Here is a 21604-nt window from a genome sequence, read left to right as displayed (position 1 = left end):
TGCGAGTCTGGCACCCGCCACTGACAGGCCCGGGAAGCCGGGCCGGGGGAGGTCGGGGGAAGCCCGGGGGAGGTGCTACGCGGCCGCGTGGAAGAGGGCCGCCGCCTCGCCGCGGGAGTCGACGCCCAGCTTGTTGAGGATGTTCGCGACGTGGAACTTCACCGTCGACTCGCTGATGTGCAGCTCTTCCGCGATCCGCCGGTTCCGGTGCCCGAGCGCCAGGTGCCGCAGCACCTCCACCTCCCGCTCCCCGAGCCCCGTCAGGGGGTGGGCGGCCTCGACGGGCGCCTCCGGGGTCGCGAGGGGGATGACGGCGGTGATCGTCGTGCCCCAGCCCGGCACCGCGTCCATGTCGAGCCGCCCGCCGAGGACGTCGAGCCGGTCCCGGATCGTCCCCGCCCCCAGGTCGCAGGGGGCGAGCGCGCCCGCGCCGTCGTCGCGCACGGAGGCCCGGAGTTCGTGCTCGGTGAGCTGCCAGCCGACGTGCACCCGGTGCACGGACTCCTGCTCCAGGACGATCAGGAGCAGCGACCGGACGATGGCCCGCGCGCTGTGGGCGACGTCCGCCGCGAGCGAGCGCGTGGAGTCGGGCGCGCCGAGTTCGAGACGGACCCTGCTGTGCCGGAGCATCGGCCGGAGCTCGCCGGCGAGCCGCTCGAAGGCGTCCTCGGCGGGCTCCTCCGCGAGCGCCCGGTCCCGCCGCTGCTCGGCCCGCATCTCGATGAGCGCGGAGGCGGCCAGGTCGGTGGCGGTGGTCCGGGCGGTCCTGTCGTCGAGGGCCCGGCTGCGCAGCACCCCGAGGACCCCGGAGAGCGCCGCCGCGTGGGAGGCGGTGAGTTCGGCGATGACCCGGGCCCGGGTGTCGGCGGCGGCCCGTGAGCGGGCGAGGGCGCCCGGCATGGCCTCCGTGGCGAACCGGTCGAAGTGCGCGGCGACCAGGTCCCACAGCGCCTGCGCGGCGGTGAGGGCGGCCGTGTCGGCGGGGGCGGCGCCGTCCTCCCGTACGAGCACGAGGACCGCCCCGCGCCGGGTCGCGTGGCTGGTGACGGCGACGACCTCGCGCTCCCGGCCGCCGATCACGGCACGGCCCTGCCAGGGCGCGCCGGGGACGCCGGCCGCGAGCAGCGGGGCGAGTTCGGCGGCGGTCATCAGCTCCGTACCGCCGAGGGCCTTGAAGGGCGAGTGGGCGCAGTGGGTGGAGAGTTCGGCCGCGTCGACGTGCGGGACGAGCGGGGCGAGGGCGGCCGAGACCCGGGGGAGGATCTCCCCGAGCGGCTGCCGGATGATCTCGTACGCGGTGGTCAGCGTGAGCGCGTCCATACGGTGCAGCCTAATCGGGGGCAGTCAGGTGACGGCCCGTCTTTCGGACAGGTGGGACTGGCCGTTGGGAGGGCGGGGGAGAGGGGTCCGTCGGCGCAGAGTTGGGTCATCGAAGAGAGATCGAAGACGCAACGGGCAGCGACGGAGGCTGACATGGAAGCGATCGTGTACGAGGAGTTCGGCGGCCCCGAGGTGCTGCGCCACGAGGCCGGCGTCGCCAAGCCGGAGCCGGGACCGGGTGAGGTGCGGGTCAAGGTCGCGGCGGTCGGGCTCAACCCGGTGGACTGGAAGCGGCGTTACGGCTGGGTCGAGCAGTTCTACCCGACGACCTTCCCCGCCGTCCCGGGCCTGGAGTTCGCCGGCACCGTCGACGCGCTCGGCGAGGGCGTCACCGACCTTGCCGTCGGCGACGAGGTCCTGGGCTGGACGAAGACCGGCGCCTACGCGGAGTACGCCATCGCCGGCACGGTCGCCCCCAAGCCCGCCGGGCTCTCCTGGGAGGCCGCCGCGAGCCTTCCGGTGGCCGGCGAGACCGCGCAGCGCGTCCTGGACCTGCTCCGGGTGCGGGAGGGCGAGACGCTGTTCCTGCACGGCGCGGCCGGCGTCGTCGGCTCGGTGGCCGTCCAGCTGGCCGTCGCGGCCGGGATCACGGTGATCGGCAGCGCCTCGGAGTCCAACCACGGCTACCTGCGCGAACTCGGCGCGATCCCCGTCGCGTACGGGGACGGCCTCGCCGACCGGGTGCGCGCCGCCGCCCCGCAGGGCGTCGACGCGGTCTTCGACGCGGCCGGGCACGGCGTGCTGCCGGTCGCCATCGAGCTGCTCGGCGGCGGCGAGGCGGCGAAGGAGCGGATCGTGACGATCGCGGCGACGGACGCGGAGGAGCACGGCATCGTCTTCTCGGGCGTGACGGGCGACCCGGAGGCCGTACGGGCCGGGCTCACGGCCCAGGCGCGCCTGGCGGCGGAGGGCGTGCTGACGGTCCGGCTGGCGGAGTCCCTGCCGCTGAAGGAGGCGGCCAGGGCGCAGGAGTCGAGCGAGTCGGGGCATGTGCGGGGCAAGATCGTCCTGATCCCGTAAGGCGGGTCCGGACGAGAAAGGCGATGCTGCCGATGTACGCGATGTCCCTGGGAGACGACGGCGCGGAGCTGCGCCCGCTGGAACCGTGGCAGGCCGGGGAGTTCCTCGCGCACATGGACCGGGGGCGGGAGTTCATCGGCGCGCGCAACGGGCTCCCCGACGTGGTGACGGACCTGGAGTCGAGCCGGGCGTACCTCAGGCTGTACGCGGAGAAGGTCGCGACCGACACGGGCCGGATCCACGGCATCTGGTCGGACGGCACGCTCGTCGGCGCGGTGATCCTCCGGAGGCTCGACGTCCCGGGCGGCTACGCCGAGGCGGGCTGCTGGCTGGAGCCGGCGGCCGTCGGCAAGGGCCTGGTGACCCGGGCGGCGCGGGCCCTCATCGACTGGGCGATCTCGGTACGGGGCATCCACCGGGTGGAGTGGGTGGTCTCCTCCGACAACGAACCGAGCATCGCGGTGGCGCGGCGGCTGGGGATGACGCGCGACGGGGTCCTCCGGGCGAGCTACGCGTACCGGGGCACGCGACACGACGAGGAGATCTGGTCGGTCCTGGCCCCGGACTGGCGGGGCGCCCCTGCGGGCTAGCGACTCCGGGCCCGCGCCGCGCCGGGACGGCGCCCGCCCCGTTGTGCGCCCGCGCCCACACGGGCGGTGCCCCCGCCCGTTGCGGGCAATCGTTCCGCTGGGGCGGAACGGGTGGGCACAACGGACCCGCGCCCGCCGGCGCCAGAGGCTCTCGCGCCTGGACCCGCACCGCGAGCGACGGCGCGCACGTGGTGCGGGCCAGGGCGCGGAACGCGGAGGCGCCGCCAGGGGCGCCGTCCCGTGTGCCCACCCTCCCCCGAGCTCTCGGCTTCGCTCGAGCAGGGGGACCCCCATCGCCCTGCGGGACGATTGCCCACACGGGGCCGGGGCACCGCCCCGCCGGGCGCCGCGCCACACGGGGGTGGGCGCGGGCCCGTGCGGCGAGGGCCTGGGGCGCGGAGGCAGGTGGGCACCGCCTCGCCAGGCGCGGGTCGCGCGGACGGGGCGGTGACCCGGCTCCGACCCCGGTCACCGCTCCGTCGTCCCACCATGGACGCTCAGCGCGTGAGCCGCCACGCGGGGACGCCCGACGCAGCGACCGCGACCACGCCGCACACGCCCGCCGCCGCGCCGATCACCGGCCAGGGGAGAACCAGGGCCACCGGCGCCGAGAGGGCCGCCAGGCCCGCTCCCAGGGTGCCCAGGACGACTCCCGTCACCATCAGCCCGAGCACCGTCCCGATCGCGACGGCGAGCGCCGCCTCGCCCGTCACGACCCGCAGGATCTGGCCGCGGGTGGCCCCGGCGAGCCGTAGCGAGGCCAGTTCTCCGCCCCGTACCGACGTCGCCATGAGCAGGGTGTTGGCGAGCCCGATCACCGTGTAGACGAGGGCGATGCCGAGGACCAGGATCATCCCGAGGCGGTTCGGAGAGGCACCGGTCACCACGTGCCCGACCGTCCCGCCGCTCGCCTCCAGGGCCCGGACCGTCGCCGCCCCGCCGCCGCGCGCGTCGATCCGGTCGAGGGCGGCGCCGGGCGCGTTCGCCCGGGTGACGTACGGCCCGTTGTCGCCGGTTCCGAGCGCGAGGACGGCCGCGATCCGGAGCCGTACCGGACCGCTCCCGTCCGCCCGCCACACGTCCACCGTCTCCCCGACCCGCTGCCGCTCGAACTCCTCGTTGACGACGATCGACCGGTCGTCCAGGTCCCGCAGGTCCCCGGCGACGACCGGCAGCCGGGCGAGTTCCGCGAAGGCGGCCGGGTCGGCGACCGCCCGCGCCCCGTACTTCACGACGGCCTCGTCCCCGTCCCGTACGAAGACGGAGGTCGCCCCGGTGGGGGACACCACGGCCCCCTCCGGCGCCGCCACCGCAGCCAGGTCCTCCCCCCTCGCCACGTACCGGGCCGCCGTCTGCTCCCGCGCCTCGACCTCCTTCGCGCGCGTGACGCTCGCCGCCGAGCCGAACAGCGTCCCGGCGAGCGCCACGGTCACGAGGACGGGCGCGGCGACGGCGGCGGTGCGGCGGACGGCGGCCGCGCTGTTCTCCCGTACGAGCGTGCCCACCGCCCCGCGCGCCCGCAGCAGCCGGGCCGTCGGCCGGACGAGGAGCGGGGACAGCAGGGCGACGCCGCTGATCAGGAGCATCGGGAGCGTCGTGTACGTCTTCCGCTTGAGCAGCGCGGACGGGTCCGTGGCGCAGGTCCAGGCGAGGAGCCCGAGACCGGCCAGGAGCAGGCCCGTGCCGAGGACGGCCCGGCCGAGGGGCAGGGCGTCGGCGTCGACGTCCGCCTCGCGCAGCGCGGCCGCCGGACCGACCTTCCCGGCCCGCCGGGACGCGGCGACGGCCCCGGCGAGGGCGACGGTCACGCCGGTCCAGAAGGCCGTGTGGAACGGCCAGGCGGCGTCGCCGATCGTGAACCACGCGGGCGCGAGGCCGCCGTCGACGAGGGTCCGGGCGAGGAGGGGCGCGCCGAGGGCGCCGAGCGCGCACCCGGCGGCGGAGGCGAGCACGCCGAGCACCGCCGCCTCGGCGAGGAGGAGCCGCCGGATCTGGCCGGGGGTGGCGCCGGCGGTCCTCAGGAGCCCGAACTCGCGGCGGCGCAGTGCGACGGCGAAGGCGAAGGTGGAGGCGACGACGAAGACGGAGACGAAGGCGGTGACGCCGCCGGAGGTGCCGAGGAGGGCGTTGAGGGTGACGAGGGCGCGGGCGTCCCGCTCGGGGTCGGGGTCGGCCTCGGCCCGTTCGTTCCCGGTGAGGACCCGGGCGCGGTCGCCGACGAGCGCCCGGACGTCGGCGGCGGGCGCGTCGACGCCGACGGCGTCGGGGCCGCCGGAGGTGGTGACGGTCCAGCGGGCGCGGAGTGCGCGGAGCACATCGCCGTCCACAGGCTGTGGACGGTCGAGCCGCTGCTCCACGGGTACGGTGCCGGGTCCGCGCCGCACGTCCATCGTCAGCCGGTCCGGGCCCTGGACGACGACGGGCGAGGAGGCGAACCGCTGGGGAGAACGCTCGGGCGCGTGAAAGGTGGCGGAGAGCCCGAGCCCCATGGTGACGAGCACCCCCGCACCGAGCGCGAGCGCGACGAACCCTCCGAGGAACGAGGCCCACCGGTCACGAAGCCCGGACAGCACGACGCTCAGCACGCCGCACCTCCTGCGGAGGCGTCGACGGAGCCACCACCGACCGAACGGCCACCGGCCGCGCCGCCACCGCCAGGTCCCCGGCCACCGGCCGGGCCGCCCGCGTGAGCGCCCGCCGCGTCACCCCGGCCCCGCCCCGGGCCGCCCGTCGCACCGACGCCGCCCAGCCCCGGCCCGAGCCCCCGCCCCGCCGCGCCTGCTCCCGTCTCCAGCCCCGTCATCCGCGCCGTCACCGTCTCCACCGTCGGCCCCGTCAGCTCGCCCGCGACCCTTCCGTCGGTCAGGAAGACCACGCGGTCCGCGCGGGACGCCGCCACCGGGTCGTGGGTGACCATGACGATCGTCTGGGACTCCTGGTCGACGAGGTCACGCAGCATGTCGAGGACCTCTCGGCTCGTCGTCGAGTCGAGCGCGCCGGTCGGTTCGTCGCCGAAGAGGACGGCGGGACGCGTGATCAACGCCCGGGCGATCGCGACCCGTTGCCGCTGGCCGCCGGAGAGTTCGCCGGGCCGGTGGCGTTCCCGGCCGGCGAGCCCCACGCGCGCGAGTGCCTCCCGGATCGCGGGACGGGACACGCGGCGGCCCGCGAGCCGGAGCGGCAGGGCCACGTTCTGCGCGGCGGTCAGGGAGGGCAGCAGGTTGAAGGACTGGAAGACGAAGCCGATCCGGTCCCGCCGCAGCAGCGTGAGGCGCCGCTCGCTCAGGCCCTCCAGGGAGACGCCGCCGACCTCCACGGTCCCGGCGGTGGGCCGGTCGAGCCCGGCGGCGCACTGGAGGAGGGTGGACTTGCCGGAGCCGGACGGCCCCATGACGGCGGTGAAGGTCCCGGCGTGGAAGTCGAGGTCGACGCCGTCGAGGGCGTGGACGTCACGGTGGTGCCGGGTGAGCCGGCGGAGCCGTACAGCGGCGTTCGAGGTCATGGCTCGAGCGAACCGTCTCGGCCCGCTCCGATCACGACCACCAGAGGGCGTCCGGGGGGTGGTGCTGCCCCTACCCCTCCCGTACCGACTTCACGAACACCTCGAGGGCGTCGAGCGGTTCGCGCCCGCCGAGCAGCGCGCGCAGGTCGTTGCGCTCCACGCCCGTACCGTCCATGAATCCGTGGGCGATCGCCGAGTACGTGCTCGCCAGCATCGGCACCTGGAAGGGCGCGGCCCCGGAGGCGGCGAGCGCGGTACGGGCCTCCGCGAGCGTGCCGGGGACGTACGCGGCACCGAGCGCCGCCGCCAGGTCGGCGCCGCCGAGGGGGCGCTCGCCGACGAGCTCGTACACCCGGTTGCGGTGCGCGGCCGGGTCCGTGGCGACGGTGACGGCGATGTCGGCGAGGTCCGCGCGGGCGACGGCGGCGAGGCGGCCCTCGCCGAGCGGGCCCGTGATGCGGTTCTGCGCGTCGGGGGTCGCGATCCACGTCAGGAGCTCGGCGTAGAGGCCGTTGCGGAGGATCGTCCAGTCGAGGGCCGTGGACCCCGTCAGCCGCCGCTCGGTCCAGCGGTGCGCGAGCGCGTACGCGAGGTGGTCGCCGTCGCCGGAGAGGCTCGTGTAGACGACGTGCCGGACGCCGGCGGCCTCGGCGGCGGAGATCGCGGCCCCGTGCCGGGCGACGACGACGTCGTCCTCCCCGTACCCGGCGGATACCAGGAGCAGGGTGTCCACGCCGGCGAAGGCCTCCGGCAGGGTCTCCGGCGCGTCGAAGTCGAGGCGGCGGGTGCCGGGAAGCCCGGCGCGGGTGCCGAGGACGACGCCGTCGCGGCCGGCGAGCCGTTCGGCGACGAGAGAGCCGAGGGCGCCGGAGACGCCGGTGGCGAGCAGCATGGAATTCCTCCAGGGAGCGTGACGGCTGAGACCATCGTGGGCGGACGTGGAAGATCGCGGAAGGAGGCACATTCATGTCGGAAGGGCACACGGAGGTAACCACCGAGCCCCTGGTGAGCTGCGCCGAGGACTGCGGGGTGCGGGACGTCCAGGACCGGCTCGGCGACAAGTGGACGGTGCACGTCGTCGTCGAACTGGCTGCGGGGCCACGGCGGTTCAGGGAGCTCCAGCGGCTCGTCGCGGGTGTCTCGCAGCGGATGCTGACGCTCACCCTGCGCCGCCTGGAGCGCGACGGGCTGGTCTCGCGGACGGTGTACCCGACGACGCCGCCGCAGGTGGAGTACGCGCTGACGGAGACCGGCCACAGCATGACCCACCTCATCAAGCAGCTGATCGACTGGTCGCTCGACCACCGCGCGGTGATCGCCCGGTCGCGCGAGGAATGGGACGCGAGGACGACGGAATGACCGTGATCGACAAGGCCTTCGAGGCGCTGTACGCGAGCGACGACGGCTCCCTCGACACGGCGGCGTCCCTGCTCGCCGCCGCCCCGGGCGCGGACGCGGAACTGTCCCGGCGGGGCGAGGAGTTCGTGCGGACGCTGTGGGTACGGGGCTGGCAGCCGGCGGACCTGGCGCGCATGGCCCGCCGCGAGCTGTCGGACGAGCACGTACGGCTCCTGGCGGGGCTGATCAGTTCCGAGACGGCCGGCTATGAACGGCTCCCGCACCGCTGGCAGGCGCAGCTCGACGCACTGGACGCGGGGGAGGGGCGCCCGACGGACCGCTTCTCGCGGGCGACGGCCGTCCTGGAGCTGTACCGGCTGCTGGTCCGCCTGCCGCGCCTGGACGCGGTCGGCCCGGTACCGGGGGAGGCCCTGCCGCCCGCCGCCGTCGGCGAGCCCCGGATGCTCACCCGGATCAGGGCGCTGCTCGCCAAGGCGGAGGCCACCGGATACCCGGAGGAGGCGGAGGCGCTCACCGCGAAGGCCCAGGAGCTGATGGCCCGGCACAGCCTGGACGAGGCCACGCTCGCGGCGGGCGCGCCGTCCCCGGAGACACCGGGCGCGATCCGGGTCGGGGTCGAGCCGCCGTACGAGCAGGCGAAGGCGATCCTGCTCGACGCGGTCGCGACGGCGAACCACTGCCGGGCGGTGTGGAACGAGACGTACGGCTTCTCGACCGTCGTCGGCTTCGAGGCGGACCTGGACCCGGTGGAGCTGCTCTACACCTCGCTCCTCGTGCAGGGGACGGCGGCGATGACGCGGGCGGAGGCGGAGCAGCGGGCGGGCGGCCGCAAGCGCACGAAGTCCTTCCGGCAGTCCTTCTTCCTCGCGTACGCGAACCGGCTCGGCGCCCGGCTCTCGGCGACGTCCCGCCGGGTCGCCGCCGAGGCCCCGACGCTCCTCCCGGCCCTCGCGTCCCGGGAGGTCGCGGTCACGGCCCGCACAGACGAACTCTTCCCGGAGACGCGCACGACGCGGGTCCGCGCGGCGTGGGACGAGGCGGGCTGGACGCACGGCGCCACGGCCGCCGACGCAGCCGGCCTCCACCCGAACAGGCCCCACTTGCCGTAGCGCCTGCCGAGGGGCGCGGGTCTGGTTCGGGTGGTTTCGTGGATACGCTCTCGGTATGAGCTGGTTTCGGGCGCTGAAGGAGACCGCCCGTTCCGGGCTCACCGTCGAGCGGCGGCGGCTCGAGCCCGCCGTCGCGGCCCGAGGGGCGCTCGGCCTCGCCCTGGTCGTCGGCGTCTCGCTCGCCCTCTTCGGCCCCGCCGTCGCCGCGTCGTCCGCCTTCGGCGCCTTCCAGGCCGCCGTCGCCACCTTCCAGCGTTCCTGGCGCCCCCGCCCCACCCTGGCCCTGGCCTCCGGCGGCAGCCTCGCCGTCTCGACGTTCCTCGGCTATGTCACGGGCGCGCACGAGGCGCTCTTCCTCGCCCTCCTGCTCAGCTGGACGTTCCTGTCGGGCCTGGCGTGGGCCGCGGGCCCGACCGCCGGGATCATCGCCTCTTCCAACGTGGCGATCATGCTGGTGACGGTCACCCTCCCGACCTCCGTCGCGACCGCCGCCGGCCACGCCGTCATGATCTTCGCGGGCGGTGTGGTCCAGGCCGCCCTGGTCGTCCTCCTCCCGGTCCGCCGCTGGGGCGCCCAGCGCGACGCCCTCGCGGACGCGCTCGCCGCGGAGGCGGACTACGCCCGCCGGCTGCGCCACGACCCGGTCGCCCCGTTCGACCCCGTACCGCTCATGACGGCGAGGAGCGCCGCCGCTGTGACACCGCGCCAGGCCCGTACCCGCCCGGCGGAGCTGCACGGCGCGCGGGGGCTCGCGGAGCGGATCCGGCCGGTCCTGGCCTCGCTCGCGGACCCGGCGGTCGGCGTGCCGACGGAGGGGGCGCAGCGGGACCGGGTGCGGGAGCTGCTCGGCGCGGCGGCCGACGTCCTGGACGCCGCCGCGCACGCGATCCGGCACGGCGAACCGGTCACCCTGCCGCCGGCTGCCCTCACCGGCCTCCGCACCCCGGACACCGGCGCGATCCTCAAGGGCCCGCCCCGCCGCGCGGCCTCCCGTCTGGTGGCGCTGCTCGGCGATGTCGTCGAGACGGCGGAGCCCCGTACGGAGACGTCCACGGAAGCGGCAGGGGCCCGCAGCCGCCCGACCCTCCTCCGTCTCGCGCCTCTCGTCCTCGCCGCGATGCGCGCCGAACTGCGCCCCGACTCCCCGATCCTGCGGCACGCGGTCCGCGTCTCGGTGGTCACGGCGGCCGGCTATCTGCTGGGGACGTGGCTGCCGTTCGGGCACGGCTACTGGGCGCCGATGGCCTCGGTGATGGTGATGCGCCCGGACTTCTCGCAGACGTACGCGCGCTCGGTGGCGCGCTTCGGCGGAACCCTGGTCGGGGTGGCGCTGGCGACGGCGGTGGTCCAGTCGGCGCACCCGGGCACGTACCTGTCGGCCGTGCTCGCGGTGGTGTGCGCCTTCTGCATGTACCTGCTGATGCGGACGGGGTACGCGGCCGCGCAGACCTTCGTCTCCGCGTACGTCGTCTTCCTGCTCGGCATGGGCGGCGCGGGCCTGACCCAGACCGTACGGGACCGCGTCCTGCTGACCCTGCTCGGCGGGCTCCTCGCGATGCTGTCGTACGCCGTCTACCCGGCCTGGGAGACGCCCCGGCTGCGCGGCCGGCTCGCGGACTGGCTGGCGGCGGTCGGCGCGTACGCGGCCGTCGTCACCGCGCGGTACGCCCATCCGGCCGGCCCGGCCAGCCCCGACGTACGGGAGGCGCTCCTGAAGACCCGCGAGGCCCGGGTCGCCTGGCAGGAGGCGGTGGAGCGGGCGACCCACGAACCGGTGCGGCACCGGGGGCTCTCGCACGCGGCGGTGGAACAGGCCGAGCACGCGCTCGCCGAGTTCGGCCGGGTGGCGATGCTCATGGAGGCCCACCTGCCGGAGCACGGCGCCCCGCCGCTGCCCGCGGCGGCGACCCTCGCCGAGTCCCTGCGCCGCTCGACGGAACGGGGCGCGAAGGAGGTACGGGAACGCAGGGAGCCGCACTGGGACGACCTGCGCGAGACGGTCACCGCCTGGTCGGCCGAACCGCCGGACCACTTCCTGCTCCACAAGGGCGCGGCCCTGCTCCTGGAGTCCCTGGAGGAGCTCACGACGGCCCTGACGGGGTCGAGGAGATCCGGATAGATCCTGGCGGCATGTCATCCGGAGGGGGAGGGAGCGGAGTTGAAAGGGAGGGGGGCGCGAACGGTCGCGGCCCCGGAAGATCCCGGACGATCCCAGGAGTACGTGGATGAGGAAGTACCTGTTGGCGGCTGCAGGTGTCGTCGCCGCCGCCGTGATCGCGGCCCCGTCGGCGGTGGGCGCGTCCGCCGAGACCCCGGCGAAGCCGATCACCGCGCCGATCACCAAGCCGATCACCGCGCCGGCCGCCGAGTCGGCCACCGCGCGCGCCGCCGTCCCCGCCGCCGCGCCCCGGATCAGTACCGTCCGCTCCGGTGAGCGCGTGGACGCCGGAGGGGGCTACACGGTGTGGCTGACGGAGGACGGCAAGCACTGGGCGGGCCCGGACGGCTTCGAGAACTTCCGCAGCGTGGTCGACGGCAACATCGACCGCTCGCAGCCCGGCGTCAGCCACCAGAGCGAAGGCGACGAGGCGGGCGTGTTCCACTCGGGCCTCTACTACGGGACGCGGAAGGCGGGCCGCGTCGAACTGACCGACGCCGAGGGCCACAAGACCGTCACCACGCTGGTCGCCCTGCCGGGGCACCCCGACTGGGGCGTCTGGTACGCCCGCACGGGACCGTCCCAGGGCAAGGGCAGCCCGGCCGTCGCGCTGTACGACCGCACGGGCAGGCTCCTGGCCGACCTGCCGGCCCGGGAGCACTGACCGGCGGTACGCAGACGTGGTGGGGCCCGGCACGGGGCGGGCCCCACCACCCCCCTTTTTTCCCACGAGCCACCCACCGACCGATCGCGAGGTCCGACACCGTGCCGTACGAGTCCGTCACCGAGGACGACGGCTTCGCCGAGTTCGCCGTCGCCGCCTGGCCCCGCCTCGTACGCACGGCCCAGCTCCTGACCGGGGACTTCCACGAGGCCGAGGACCTGGTGCAGACGACGCTGGCCAAGGTCTACGGGCGCTGGCGGCGGGTTCCCCGCGCCGAGATCGACCTCTACGTGCGCCGCGCGCTGATCAACAACAACCTGAGCAGGATCCGCCGCAAGCGGGTCGCCCACCTCCTGACGCCGGTGCTGCCGGAGCCGCTCCGCCACACCTCCGCCGACCATGCGGAGGCGGTCGAGGAGCGCACCGCCCTCCTGGCCGCACTGGCGGACCTCCCCGCCCGCCAGCGTGCCGTGATGGTGCTCCGCTACTGGGAGGACCTGACCGAGCCGCAGATCGCGAGCGTGCTCGGCTGCTCGCTCGGCACGGTCAAGTCCCATGCCCGGCGCGGTCTCGCGGCCCTGCGCGCCCACCCCGGACTCGCGGCCCCCACCACATCGGCTCTCTCCTCCCTCCCCCTCACCTCCTCTGGAGCCCGACGATGAACCCAGCACCCCTTCCGGACCCCGGCCCGCCTCCGCCCGCCCCCGATGAGAGCGAGGTCCGGGCCGAGTTCGTGCGGGCGGCCCTCGACGTCGCCCCGGGTCCGGTGCCGCTGGCCGCCGTCCGGCGCGCGGGCCGGAGGTGGCGGCGGCGCCGTACGGCGGGCCTGTCCGTCCTCTCGGTGCTCGGGGTCGGGACGGCCGTGGCGGCGGCCGTCGCCCTGGTTCCCGTACGGCCGTCCCCGCCGGACCCCGCGCCCGTCGCCGCCCCGCCGACCGTCGTCCGCCCGACGCAGACCCCGCCTCCGGTCCGGGTCGTGGCCGCGGGGGAGCGCGTGGACGTCGGCCGGGGGATCACGGTGTGGCTGACGAAGGACGGCAAGCACTGGTCGGGTCCGGAGGGCGAGAACTTCCGGAGCGTGGCCGACGGCAACATCGACCGTGCGGAGCCCGGCGTCACCCACCAGTCCGAGGGCGGCCCGAAGGGGGCGCTCCACTCGGGCCTCTACTACGGGACCCGGGCGCCCGGCCGGGTCGAACTCACCGCCACCGGGGGGCGCCCGGTGCGCGCCACCCTCCTCGAACTGCCGGGCCACCCGGGCTGGGGCGTCTGGTACGCGTACCTCGGCCCGGGCGGCGGCCGCGCCACCGTCACGCTCTACGACCGCGCGGGCACGCGCCTGGCCGACCTGCCGGGGTGACCGGCCGGGTGACGTACGTCTCCAGGCATCTATTGGCAATGGGATTCATTTTCGTTTACTCTCCACAGCATGGCACGCAATGAGCTCCGCCCCGTCGTCAAGCTCCGGTCCACCGCCGGTACCGGATTCACCTACGTCACCCGCAAGAACCGCCGCAACGATCCCGACCGTCTCGGCCTGCGCAAGTTCGACCCGGTCGCCGGCCGGCACGTCGACTTCCGCGAGGAGCGCTGAACCGGGCGGCGTACCCGCCGGTAGAACTCTCCGTCGCGTAGCCGCTACGCCACCCCCTGTGCACGTGCATCTGCTCATGCATCCGCATATGAACACAGCTATGATCCGAGGAAGTTGACACCTGCACCAAGCAACTCGGGGAGCTACCAGTGCATCATGCGCATCACGCGTACAACGGCATGGCGGCCACGGAGCTGCGAGGAGTCGTGTGGCAGAAGAGCCGGCACAGCAACTCCCAGGGGTCCTGCGTGGAGTTCGCCAAGCTCCCCGGTGGCGACGTCGCCGTGCGCAACTCGCGCCACCCCGACGGGCCCGCGCTCGTCTACACGCCCGCGGAGATCGAGGCACTCCTGCTGGGCGTGAAGGACGGGGAGTTCGACCACCTGGTCTGAGACGCGAGAAGGGCCCCGACGGTTTCCGTCGGGGCCCTTCCCATGTCCGTGGCGCTACTCCGGGCCGATCCGGAACAGCGCCCACACCACCTTGCCCTGGAGCGTGCCCGCGAGCGGGTGCCAGCCCCAGCTGTCGCTGAACGAGTCCACCAGGAACAGACCGCGCCCCGACTCGGCGGCGAAGTCCTCCTCGCCGCCGCGCGCCTCCGGGCTCTCCCTGCTGGGGTCGCGCACGGCGCACACCAGGCGCGAGGCCCAGCGCATCAGGTGCAGCCGGACCGGCGGGTTCTGGCCCTCCTCCTGGGTCGCATCGGCGGGCACCGCGTGACGCAGTGCGTTGGTGACGAGTTCGGAGACGACCAGGGCCACGTCGTCGAAGCGCTCCGTCAGGTCCCAGCGGTCGAGCGTGGTGCTGGTGAACTTGCGGGCCCCGCGCACGGCTTCGTACCGGGCGGGCAGGGCGCAGGAGGCGGAGGTGGAGACGGCGCCGGGATCGATCGGCGGCAGGCCCTGCCGTAACGGCTCGAGCACGGTCGATCCATTGGTCCCCATGCGAGGCACTCCCGGGAATCGCGACTGTGGTGCGACAACACGACAACACGAACGAGTACGCGGCTGCGCGAGCTCCATGGTTCCGAATGCGTCCACTGGATGCAAGGGCAGATGCACGTGCACGCGCCGGACCTGTCCGCCCGCGTGCCGAATCTGTGCATAAGTCGTCCACACGATGAGGCGAACTTCCCTCGATCCGCACGCACTGTGCCCGCATTGTGCGCCCGGATGCCCGGAACTCGCCGCCTTTCCGTAATCGAATGTGTACGCGCTGAAGCGTTTGATGGCAGAATCCGGGGCTCGACGGGGGCTCGACACCGTAAAGGGGAGGCGAAGAGCCGTGACCGCAGGCGAATCGAGCGGAGCGAGCGGGAGCGTGGTGCGGCGCATCCTGCTGGGCTCCCAGCTGAGGCGACTGCGCGAGTCGCGCGGGATCACCCGTGAGGCGGCGGGCTATTCCATCCGCGCGTCCGAATCCAAGATCAGCCGTATGGAGTTGGGACGGGTGAGCTTCAAGGCCAGGGACGTCGAGGATCTGCTCACCCTCTACGGGGTCGGGGACGAGGCCGAGCGCGGCGCGCTCCTCGGACTCGCCCGGGAGGCCAACGTCGCCGGCTGGTGGCACAGCTTCGGCGACGTCCTGCCCGGCTGGTTCCAGACGTACATCGGTCTGGAAGGCGCCGCCTCCCTCATCCGCGTCTACGAAGTGCAGTTCGTCCACGGCCTGTTGCAGACCGAGGCGTACGCCCAGGCCGTCGTCACCCGCGGCATGCCCGACGCCTCGCGCGCCGAGATCGACCGCCGCGTCGCCCTGCGCCTGGAACGCCAGAAGGTCCTCGTCTCCGAGCGCGCCCCGCAGTTCCACGCCGTCCTCGACGAGGCCGCGCTGCGCCGCCCCTACGGCGACCGGTCCGTCATGCAGGGGCAGTTGAGGCATCTCATCGAGATCTCCGAACACCCGGGCGTCACGCTCCAGGTCATGCCCTTCAGCTTCGGCGGTCATGCCGGCGAGAGCGGCGCCTTCACGATGCTGAGCTTCCCCGAGTCCGACCTCTCCGACATCGTCTACCTCGAACAGCTCACCAGCGCCCTCTACCTCGACAAGCGCGAGGAAGTCGCCCAGTACCAGCGGGTGATGGAGAAGCTCCAGAAGGACGGACCGGATCCGGCCGAAAGCCGGGACCTTCTCCGGGGTCTCCTTCAACTCTCCTGATACGTCAGTACGATGACGCCACATCAGTCGCACTGCAGGTAGCGGGTAGAGGGGTCTCAACCATGTCGCACTTCACCGACCTGGCCCACCAGTACATCGACGGCGAGTGGAAGCCCGGAAGCGGTTCGTGGGACATCATCGACTTCAACCCGTACACCGGGGAGAAGCTGGCGTCGATCACCGTCGCCACCGCCGACGAGGTCGACCACGCCTACCGGGCCGCCGAGCGCGCCCAGGCGGCGTGGGCCGAGACCAACCCGTACACGCGCCGGCTGGTCTTCGAGCGCGCGCTGCGGATCGTCGAGGACCGCGAGGAGGAGATAGCCGAGACGATCGTCGCCGAGCTCGGCGGCACCCGTCTCAAGGCGGCCTTCGAGCTGCACCTCGCCAAGGAGTTCCTGCGCGAGGCGATCCAGCTGGCGCTGCGCCCCGAGGGCCGCATCCTGCCCTCGCCGGTCGACGGCAAGGAGAACCGGGTCTACCGCGTCCCGGTCGGCGTCGTCGGCGTCATCTCCCCCTTCAACTTCCCCTTCCTCCTCTCCATCAAGTCGGTCGCGCCCGCGCTCGCGCTCGGCAACGCCGTCGTCCTCAAGCCGCACCAGAACACCCCGATCTGCGGCGGCACGCTGGTCGCCAAGGTGCTGGAGGAGGCCGGTCTGCCGGCCGGCCTGCTGAACGTCGTCGTCACCGACATCGCCGAGATCGGCGACGCGCTCCTCACCCACCCGGTCCCGAAGGTCATCTCCTTCACCGGCTCCGACAAGGTCGGCCGCCACGTCGCCACGGTCTGCGCGCAGAACTTCAAGCACGCCGTCCTCGAACTCGGCGGCAACAGCGCCCTGATCGTCCTCGACGACGCCGACGTGGACTACGCGGTCGACGCGGCGGTCTTCAGCCGCTTCGTGCACCAGGGCCAGGTCTGCATGGCCGCCAACCGCATCCTGGTGGACCGCACCCTGGAGGAGGAGTTCACCGAGAAGTTCGTGGCGAAGGTGAAGACCCTGCGCGTCGGCGACCCGGCCGACCCCGCCACCCACATCGGTCCCCTCATCAACTCCCAGCAGGCGGAGTCCGTCTCCTCGGTCGTCGAGCAGACGGTGGCGGCCGGCGCGACGGCCCTGCTGCACGGCACGGTCGACGGCAACCTCGTCTCCCCGTCCGTCCTCACCGGCATCGCCGCCGACGCCCCGGTCCTGAGCCAGGAGATCTTCGGCCCGGTCGCGCTGATCGTCCCCTTCGACGGCGAGGAGGAGGCCGTACGGATCGCCAACGACACCCCGTACGGGCTCAGCGGCGCCGTCCACACGGGCGACGTGGAGCGGGGTGTACGGGTCGCCAAGCGCATCCACACCGGCATGATCCACATCAACGACGGCACCGTGCACGACGAGCCGATCGTGCCCTTCGGCGGCGAGAAGCACTCGGGCGTCGGCCGGCTCAACGGCGAGGCGATGGTGGACTCCTTCACCACCCAGAAGTGGATCTCGATCCAGCACGGCCGCAGCCGCTTCCCCTTCTAGAGCCTTCCAGGGTCTTCCGGAGCTTTCCGGAGCCTTCTAGGACATCATCTGGCCTATATGACACCTACGTTGGTCGGTGTCGGGGAAACGACACCGACACCGACCGGCGTACGGACGACAGAAGGCGGACATCATGGTGGCCCTTGTTCCCGCGGAGCAGCCCGGCGACGAGCGCGGCGCGTTCCTGAACTTCCTGAAGGCACAGCGCGAGGCGGTCGTGCGGGCGTCCCTCGGCCTCACCGAGGAGCAGGCGGCGAGCCGCCCGAGCGCGAGCGAGCTGAGCCTCTCCGGCCTGATCAAGCACGTCGCCGAGGCCGAGCTCAACTGGCTGCGGATGGCGCAGCAGCAGCCGAACGAGCTGCGCCGGGACGAGTCGACCTGGCACGAGAGCTTCCAGCTCGTGGGCGACGAGACCCGCGCGGGCACGGTGGCCTTCATGGAGCGGGTGGCGAAGGAGACGGAGGAGTTCGTCCGGAGCGTGCCCAGCCTGGACGAGACCTTCCCGCTGCCCGAGGCGCCCTGGTTCCCCAAGGACGGGCGGGTCTCGATCCGCTGGATGCTGCTCCACCTGGTCCAGGAGACGGGCCGGCACGCCGGCCACGCGGACGTCATCCGCGAGTCCCTGGACGGCAAGGGTTCCTTCGACCTGATCGCGGAGGAGAACGGCGCCGCTTAGTCAATATTGACTAACATCGACGCATGTCAGCCATCCGTCTTCTCGTCCTGGGCGCGGTCAAGCAGCACGGCCGCGCCCACGGCTACCAGGTGCGCAACGACCTGGAGTACTGGGGCGCGCACGAGTGGTCCCACGCCAAGCCCGGCTCGATCTACCACGCGCTGAAGCAGATGGCGAAGCAGGGACTGCTGCACGCGCACGAGGTCGCGCCGAGCGCGGTCGGCGGGCCGCCGCGCGTCGAGTACGAGCTGACGGAGGCCGGTACGGAGGAGTACTTCGCGCTGCTGCGCGAGGCGCTGACCACGTACGACCAGAAGACGGACGTCCTGTCGGCGGCCATCGGCTTCATGGTGGACCTGCCCCGCGAGGAGGTCGCGGAGCTGCTGCGCCGGCGGGTGCGGGCGCTCGACGAGTGGCGGGCTTCGGTGACCGGGTACTACACGCCGGAGGGCGGCCCGGAGCAGCTCGGGCACATCGGCGAGATCATGCACATGTGGGTCCACTCGGCCGACGCCGGCAAGGAGTGGACGCTCGGCCTGATCGAGCGGATCGAGGGCGGGGCGTACGTGTTCGCGGGTGAGGGAGAGGCCTTCGTGGGGGTGCTCGCGGAGGGCCAGGAGAACCCGTACGCGAGCTGATCAAGTTTGATCAATCGCTTCGGAGGGCATACCGTCCTCCGTCATCGGTGCGTCGTCATGAGCAACTGGTCAAATTTGACTACGAGGCTACGGGAGGAAACGGATGCCATCGGAGGCGGTCCTCGTGGAGGGTGCGCGCAAGCGGTACGGCGACAAGAACGCCCTGGACGGACTCGACCTCGCCATCGGGCGCGGCACCGTCCACGGCCTGCTCGGCCCCAACGGCGCGGGCAAGACCACGACCGTACGGATCCTGGCCACCCTGCTGCGCCACGACGAGGGCCTGGTGCGGGTCGCGGGCCACGACGTACGGACCGGGGCCCGGGAGGTGCGGCGGCGGATCGGGCTCCTCGGGCAGCACGCCGCCCTCGACGAGGAGCTGGGCGGCCGGCAGAACCTGGAGATGTTCGGCAGGCTCCACCACCTGGGCGCCCGGCGCGCCGGCACGCGGGCCGACGAGCTCCTGGAGCGTTTCGGTCTCGCGGACACCGGCCGCAAGCCCGTCCGGCACTACAGCGGCGGCATGCGGCGGCGCCTCGACCTGGCCGCCTCGCTGATCACCGAGCCCGAGGTCCTCTTCCTCGACGAGCCGACGACCGGACTCGACCCACGCGCGCGCGGGGAGGTCTGGGAGGCGGTGCGCTCCCTGGTCGGCGGAGGGGTGACCGTCCTGCTCACCACGCAGTACCTGGAGGAGGCCGACCGGCTGGCCGACCGGATCTCGGTCGTGGACCGGGGGAGGGTCGTCGCCGACGGCACGCCCGACGAGCTCAAGGCGCGCGTGGGCGCCGACCGCGTCGACGTGGTCGTCCGGGACGCGGCCCGGCTCGACGAGGCGGCGGGACTGCTGCCCGTGGCGCGGGCCGAGGTCACCGTGGACGTCGACCGGCGGCGCATCGGCGCCCCGGTCGCGGACCGGATGGCCGCGCTCGCCGAGACCGTACGGGCGCTCGGCGCGGCCGGCATCGAGGCGGAGGACATCGCCCTGCGGCGGCCGACGCTCGACGAGGTCTTCCTGCGGCTGACGGCGGACGAGAAGGAGGTGGCGGCATGAGCGCGGTGGAGACGACGGAGGCGGGCACGGTGCGGGCCGGGGCGGGGACGAGCCCGGCGTACGCGCTGAGCGACTGCCTGACGATGACCCGGCGGGAACTCGCCCACTGGGCGCGGCAGCCGGTGCAGGTCCTCGTCGGGCTCGTCTTCCCGGTGATGCTGCTGCTGATGTTCGGCCACCTGGTCGGCGGCGGGCGGACCGTCGACGGCGACTACGTCGACTACCTGGTGCCCGGGATGCTCACCCTGACGATGGTCTTCGGCCTCGAAGGCACGATGACGGCGGTGACGCGGGACCTGGAGAAGGGCGTGATCGACCGGTTCCGGTCCATGCCGATGGCCGACGGGGCGGTCCTGGTGGGGCGGGCGGCCGCCGACATGCTCCAGTCGGCGGCGGGACTGCTCGTGCTGGCCGGCGTGGGATACGCGATCGGCTGGCGGGCGACGGGCGGCCCCGCGGCGTTCCTCGGGGCCCTGGGACTGCTGCTCCTGCTCCGGTTCGCGATGCTGTGGATCGGGATCTTCCTCGCCCTGGTCGCCGGGCGTCCGGAGCCGGTGCAGGCCGTACAGATCCTGGTCTGGCCGGTCGGCTTCCTCTCCAACGCCTTCGCCTCGCCGGACTCGATGCCGGGGTGGCTCGGCACGGTCGTGGAGTGGAACCCGATGTCGGCGACCGCGACGGCGGTGCGCGACCTCTTCGGCAACCCGGGCGGCGAGCCGGGACACCTGGCGGCGGCGCTGGCCTGGCCGCTGGCGCTCCTGCTGGTCTTCTTCCCGCTGGCGGTACGGAGGTTCGGGCGGCTCGGGAAGTAGCGGCGGGTCTCAGTGCAGGGAGTGGCCCTCGTGGTCGAGCTGCAGCGCCGGACGGCCGGTGACGATCAGCCAGGCCGGGAGGGAGGCGAGCACGAGCACGGCGAGCATCGAGGGGGAGGCGGCGAGGACGGCGCCGGTGAAGAGGCTGATCCAGCCCTGCCGGGTGGTGGCGAGCAGGACGCCGAGGACGCCGGAGGACACGGCGACGGCCGGGGGGACCTCGGGGACGAGGGCCTGGGCGCACAGGCCGAAGGCGGCGCCGATGAAGACGGCGGGGAAGATCCGGCCGCCCGGGAAGCCGCAGGAGGCGGCGACGAGGAGGGCGAGGAGTTTGACCACGGCCAGCTTGATCAGCTCGCCCGAGGACCAGCTGCCGACGGAGGCGGCGAGCTCCTTGGTCTCCGCCAGGCCCTTGAAGAGGGTCAGGTGCCCGCCGAAGGCGCCCAGGAGGCCGAGGACGAGGCCGCCGACGGGCAGCATCACCAGGGGGTGCCGCAGGCGCCGGAAGGCGGCGTGGACGTACGGGAAGAGGTAGCAGGCGACGAGGCCGAACACGGCCGCGGCGCAGGCGATCACCACGGCGGCGAGGATGTCGTCGAAGCCGGGGTCGTCCAGCGGCGGGAGTCCGATGTCGAAGCTGGGCTGGGACAGCAGCTGGGTGGTCAGCGCGCCGGTGCCGGCGGCGACGAGCGGGGCGAACAGCCGGTCCCAGAGGGAGCCGCGGCCCGGCCGGCCCGCCAGGGCCTCGGAGAGGACGAGGGCGGCCGCCACCGGGGTGCCGAAGAGGGCCCCGATGGTGGCGGCCGAGGCCAGCGCGACCCAGGTCGCGCCCGGCATGGCGGGTGCCGCCTTGCGGCCGAGCCAGTAGGCGAGCGCGATGTTGGTGGCGATGATCGGGTTCTCGGGGCCGAGGCTGACGCCGCCGGCCAGCATGAAGGTGGTCCCGAGCAGCAGCCCCGGCAGCACCGCGGGGGCGAACGGCGCCCCGCCGAGCCCCTCCGAGGACGGGTCGGGGCCGGCGTGGCCGGGCACCTTCCACACGACCAGACCCACGGCGATGCCCGTCGCCGTGAGCATGGTGATGATCCAGAGGGAGGAGTAGTTCCCGATGCCGAGCGCGTCCGGCAGGTTGTTCCAGAGCACGTGCTGGAACTTCTCCGCGAGGGCGCTGACCCCGAGGAACAGCAGGCTCGCGCCCACCCCGACCAGGAGCGCGGGCAGGATCTGCGGGATCAGGAGCCGGGCGGGCGACTCGACGGGAGGCGGAGCTTGATCGGTGGCCACCGGCCCACCATAAGTGTCCAAAAGCCGCACAACACCCTGAATGGTTGTCAAAGCGGCGCCCCGGCCGGGACTTGCACCTCACGTCGC

Annotated in this window: 22 protein-coding genes; 16 read left to right on the top strand and 6 right to left on the bottom strand. The window is 73.7% G+C overall.

Annotated elements, in window-relative coordinates; genetic code table 11:
- Positions 1 to 75: 75 nt before the first annotated feature.
- Positions 76 to 1320, bottom strand: coding sequence for a LuxR C-terminal-related transcriptional regulator (locus ACFYX3_RS22790; protein ID WP_389016189.1), 1245 nt, complete (start codon positions 1318 to 1320; stop codon positions 76 to 78).
- A gap of 153 nt (positions 1321 to 1473) precedes the next feature.
- Here ACFYX3_RS22790 and ACFYX3_RS22785 point away from each other — a divergent pair, with 153 nt between their 5' ends.
- A complete protein-coding gene (locus ACFYX3_RS22785; protein WP_389016186.1) occupies positions 1474 to 2400 on the top strand; it encodes an NADP-dependent oxidoreductase in 927 nt (308 codons plus the stop codon).
- 32 nt (positions 2401 to 2432) lie between these two features.
- Positions 2433 to 2990, top strand: a complete 558-nt coding sequence (locus ACFYX3_RS22780; protein WP_389016686.1) for a GNAT family N-acetyltransferase — start codon at positions 2433 to 2435, stop codon at positions 2988 to 2990.
- 497 nt (positions 2991 to 3487) lie between these two features.
- On the opposite strand, the gene ACFYX3_RS22775 is transcribed toward ACFYX3_RS22780, so the two are convergent.
- From ACFYX3_RS22775 to ACFYX3_RS22765, 3 genes are all read right to left on the bottom strand, one after another.
- Positions 3488 to 5575 (bottom strand): FtsX-like permease family protein, encoded by a 2088-nt coding sequence (locus tag ACFYX3_RS22775; protein WP_389016183.1) that lies wholly within the window; start codon positions 5573 to 5575, stop codon positions 3488 to 3490.
- Positions 5569 to 6492 (bottom strand): ABC transporter ATP-binding protein, encoded by a 924-nt coding sequence (locus tag ACFYX3_RS22770; protein ID WP_389016180.1) that lies wholly within the window; start codon positions 6490 to 6492, stop codon positions 5569 to 5571. The genes ACFYX3_RS22775 and ACFYX3_RS22770 overlap by 7 nt, the downstream gene beginning before the upstream one ends.
- A 70-nt stretch (positions 6493 to 6562) precedes the next feature.
- Positions 6563 to 7384: an NAD(P)H-binding protein gene (locus tag ACFYX3_RS22765; protein WP_389016177.1), complete on the bottom strand. Its 822-nt coding sequence runs from the start codon at positions 7382 to 7384 to the stop codon at positions 6563 to 6565.
- A gap of 74 nt (positions 7385 to 7458) precedes the next feature.
- On the opposite strand from ACFYX3_RS22765, the gene ACFYX3_RS22760 reads away from it, so the two are divergent.
- From ACFYX3_RS22760 to ACFYX3_RS22725, 8 genes are all read left to right on the top strand, one after another.
- On the top strand, positions 7459 to 7851 hold the full coding sequence (locus ACFYX3_RS22760; RefSeq protein ID WP_389016174.1) for a winged helix-turn-helix transcriptional regulator: 393 nt from the start codon (positions 7459 to 7461) through the stop codon (positions 7849 to 7851).
- Positions 7848 to 8960, top strand: coding sequence for a DUF2786 domain-containing protein (locus ACFYX3_RS22755; RefSeq protein WP_389016170.1), 1113 nt, complete (start codon positions 7848 to 7850; stop codon positions 8958 to 8960). The genes ACFYX3_RS22760 and ACFYX3_RS22755 overlap by 4 nt, the downstream gene beginning before the upstream one ends.
- Positions 8961 to 9015: 55 nt before the next feature.
- Positions 9016 to 11079 (top strand): FUSC family protein, encoded by a 2064-nt coding sequence (locus tag ACFYX3_RS22750; RefSeq protein WP_389016167.1) that lies wholly within the window; start codon positions 9016 to 9018, stop codon positions 11077 to 11079.
- 106 nt (positions 11080 to 11185) lie between these two features.
- Entirely contained in the window at positions 11186 to 11782 is a 597-nt protein-coding gene (locus ACFYX3_RS22745) for a hypothetical protein (RefSeq protein ID WP_389016164.1), read from the top strand.
- A gap of 101 nt (positions 11783 to 11883) precedes the next feature.
- Entirely contained in the window at positions 11884 to 12444 is a 561-nt protein-coding gene (locus ACFYX3_RS22740) for a SigE family RNA polymerase sigma factor (RefSeq protein ID WP_389016161.1), read from the top strand.
- On the top strand, positions 12441 to 13142 hold the full coding sequence (locus ACFYX3_RS22735; RefSeq protein ID WP_389016158.1) for a hypothetical protein: 702 nt from the start codon (positions 12441 to 12443) through the stop codon (positions 13140 to 13142). Before ACFYX3_RS22740 ends, ACFYX3_RS22735 begins: the two co-directional genes overlap by 4 nt.
- A gap of 69 nt (positions 13143 to 13211) precedes the next feature.
- The gene (gene rpmG, locus ACFYX3_RS22730) at positions 13212 to 13376 is read left to right on the top strand and encodes a 50S ribosomal protein L33 (protein WP_086826677.1); all 165 of its coding nucleotides are present in this window, start codon (positions 13212 to 13214) and stop codon (positions 13374 to 13376) included.
- A 179-nt stretch (positions 13377 to 13555) separates the two neighbouring features.
- The gene (locus ACFYX3_RS22725; RefSeq protein WP_063992029.1) at positions 13556 to 13768 is read left to right on the top strand and encodes a DUF397 domain-containing protein; all 213 of its coding nucleotides are present in this window, start codon (positions 13556 to 13558) and stop codon (positions 13766 to 13768) included.
- 54 nt (positions 13769 to 13822) lie between these two features.
- Here ACFYX3_RS22725 and ACFYX3_RS22720 read toward each other — a convergent pair whose 3' ends face one another.
- Positions 13823 to 14320 carry an ATP-binding protein gene (locus ACFYX3_RS22720; protein ID WP_389016153.1) on the bottom strand — a complete coding sequence of 166 codons (498 nt, stop codon included), beginning with the start codon at positions 14318 to 14320 and terminating at the stop codon, positions 13823 to 13825.
- Positions 14321 to 14660: 340 nt separating this feature from the next.
- On the opposite strand from ACFYX3_RS22720, the gene ACFYX3_RS22715 reads away from it, so the two are divergent.
- The 6 genes from ACFYX3_RS22715 (at position 14661) to ACFYX3_RS22690 (ending at position 20233) form a co-directional block, all read left to right on the top strand.
- Complete coding sequence (locus ACFYX3_RS22715; protein ID WP_352027053.1) at positions 14661 to 15533, top strand: helix-turn-helix transcriptional regulator; 873 nt, start codon at positions 14661 to 14663, stop codon at positions 15531 to 15533.
- 62 nt (positions 15534 to 15595) lie between these two features.
- Complete coding sequence (locus tag ACFYX3_RS22710; RefSeq protein WP_382661570.1) at positions 15596 to 17053, top strand: aldehyde dehydrogenase family protein; 1458 nt, start codon at positions 15596 to 15598, stop codon at positions 17051 to 17053.
- 133 nt (positions 17054 to 17186) lie between these two features.
- Positions 17187 to 17729 (top strand): DinB family protein, encoded by a 543-nt coding sequence (locus ACFYX3_RS22705; RefSeq protein WP_389016148.1) that lies wholly within the window; start codon positions 17187 to 17189, stop codon positions 17727 to 17729.
- Between the two features lie 23 nt (positions 17730 to 17752).
- Positions 17753 to 18367 (top strand): PadR family transcriptional regulator, encoded by a 615-nt coding sequence (locus tag ACFYX3_RS22700; RefSeq protein WP_389016145.1) that lies wholly within the window; start codon positions 17753 to 17755, stop codon positions 18365 to 18367.
- Positions 18368 to 18470: 103 nt separating this feature from the next.
- Positions 18471 to 19421, top strand: coding sequence for an ATP-binding cassette domain-containing protein (locus tag ACFYX3_RS22695; RefSeq protein WP_389016142.1), 951 nt, complete (start codon positions 18471 to 18473; stop codon positions 19419 to 19421).
- Complete coding sequence (locus ACFYX3_RS22690) at positions 19418 to 20233, top strand: ABC transporter permease (protein ID WP_389016139.1); 816 nt, start codon at positions 19418 to 19420, stop codon at positions 20231 to 20233. Before ACFYX3_RS22695 ends, ACFYX3_RS22690 begins: the two co-directional genes overlap by 4 nt.
- 9 nt (positions 20234 to 20242) lie before the next feature.
- Here ACFYX3_RS22690 and ACFYX3_RS22685 read toward each other — a convergent pair whose 3' ends face one another.
- Positions 20243 to 21517 carry an ion channel protein gene (locus tag ACFYX3_RS22685; RefSeq protein ID WP_389016136.1) on the bottom strand — a complete coding sequence of 425 codons (1275 nt, stop codon included), beginning with the start codon at positions 21515 to 21517 and terminating at the stop codon, positions 20243 to 20245.
- Between the last annotated feature and the right edge of the window lie 87 nt (positions 21518 to 21604).

Source organism: Streptomyces sp. NPDC002463, from assembly GCF_042889835.1.
Classification (GTDB): Bacteria; Actinomycetota; Actinomycetes; order Streptomycetales; family Streptomycetaceae; genus Streptomyces; species Streptomyces nymphaeiformis.
Note: the sequence above shows the minus strand (reverse complement) of the source record. Positions and strands in the feature narration are given on the sequence as shown.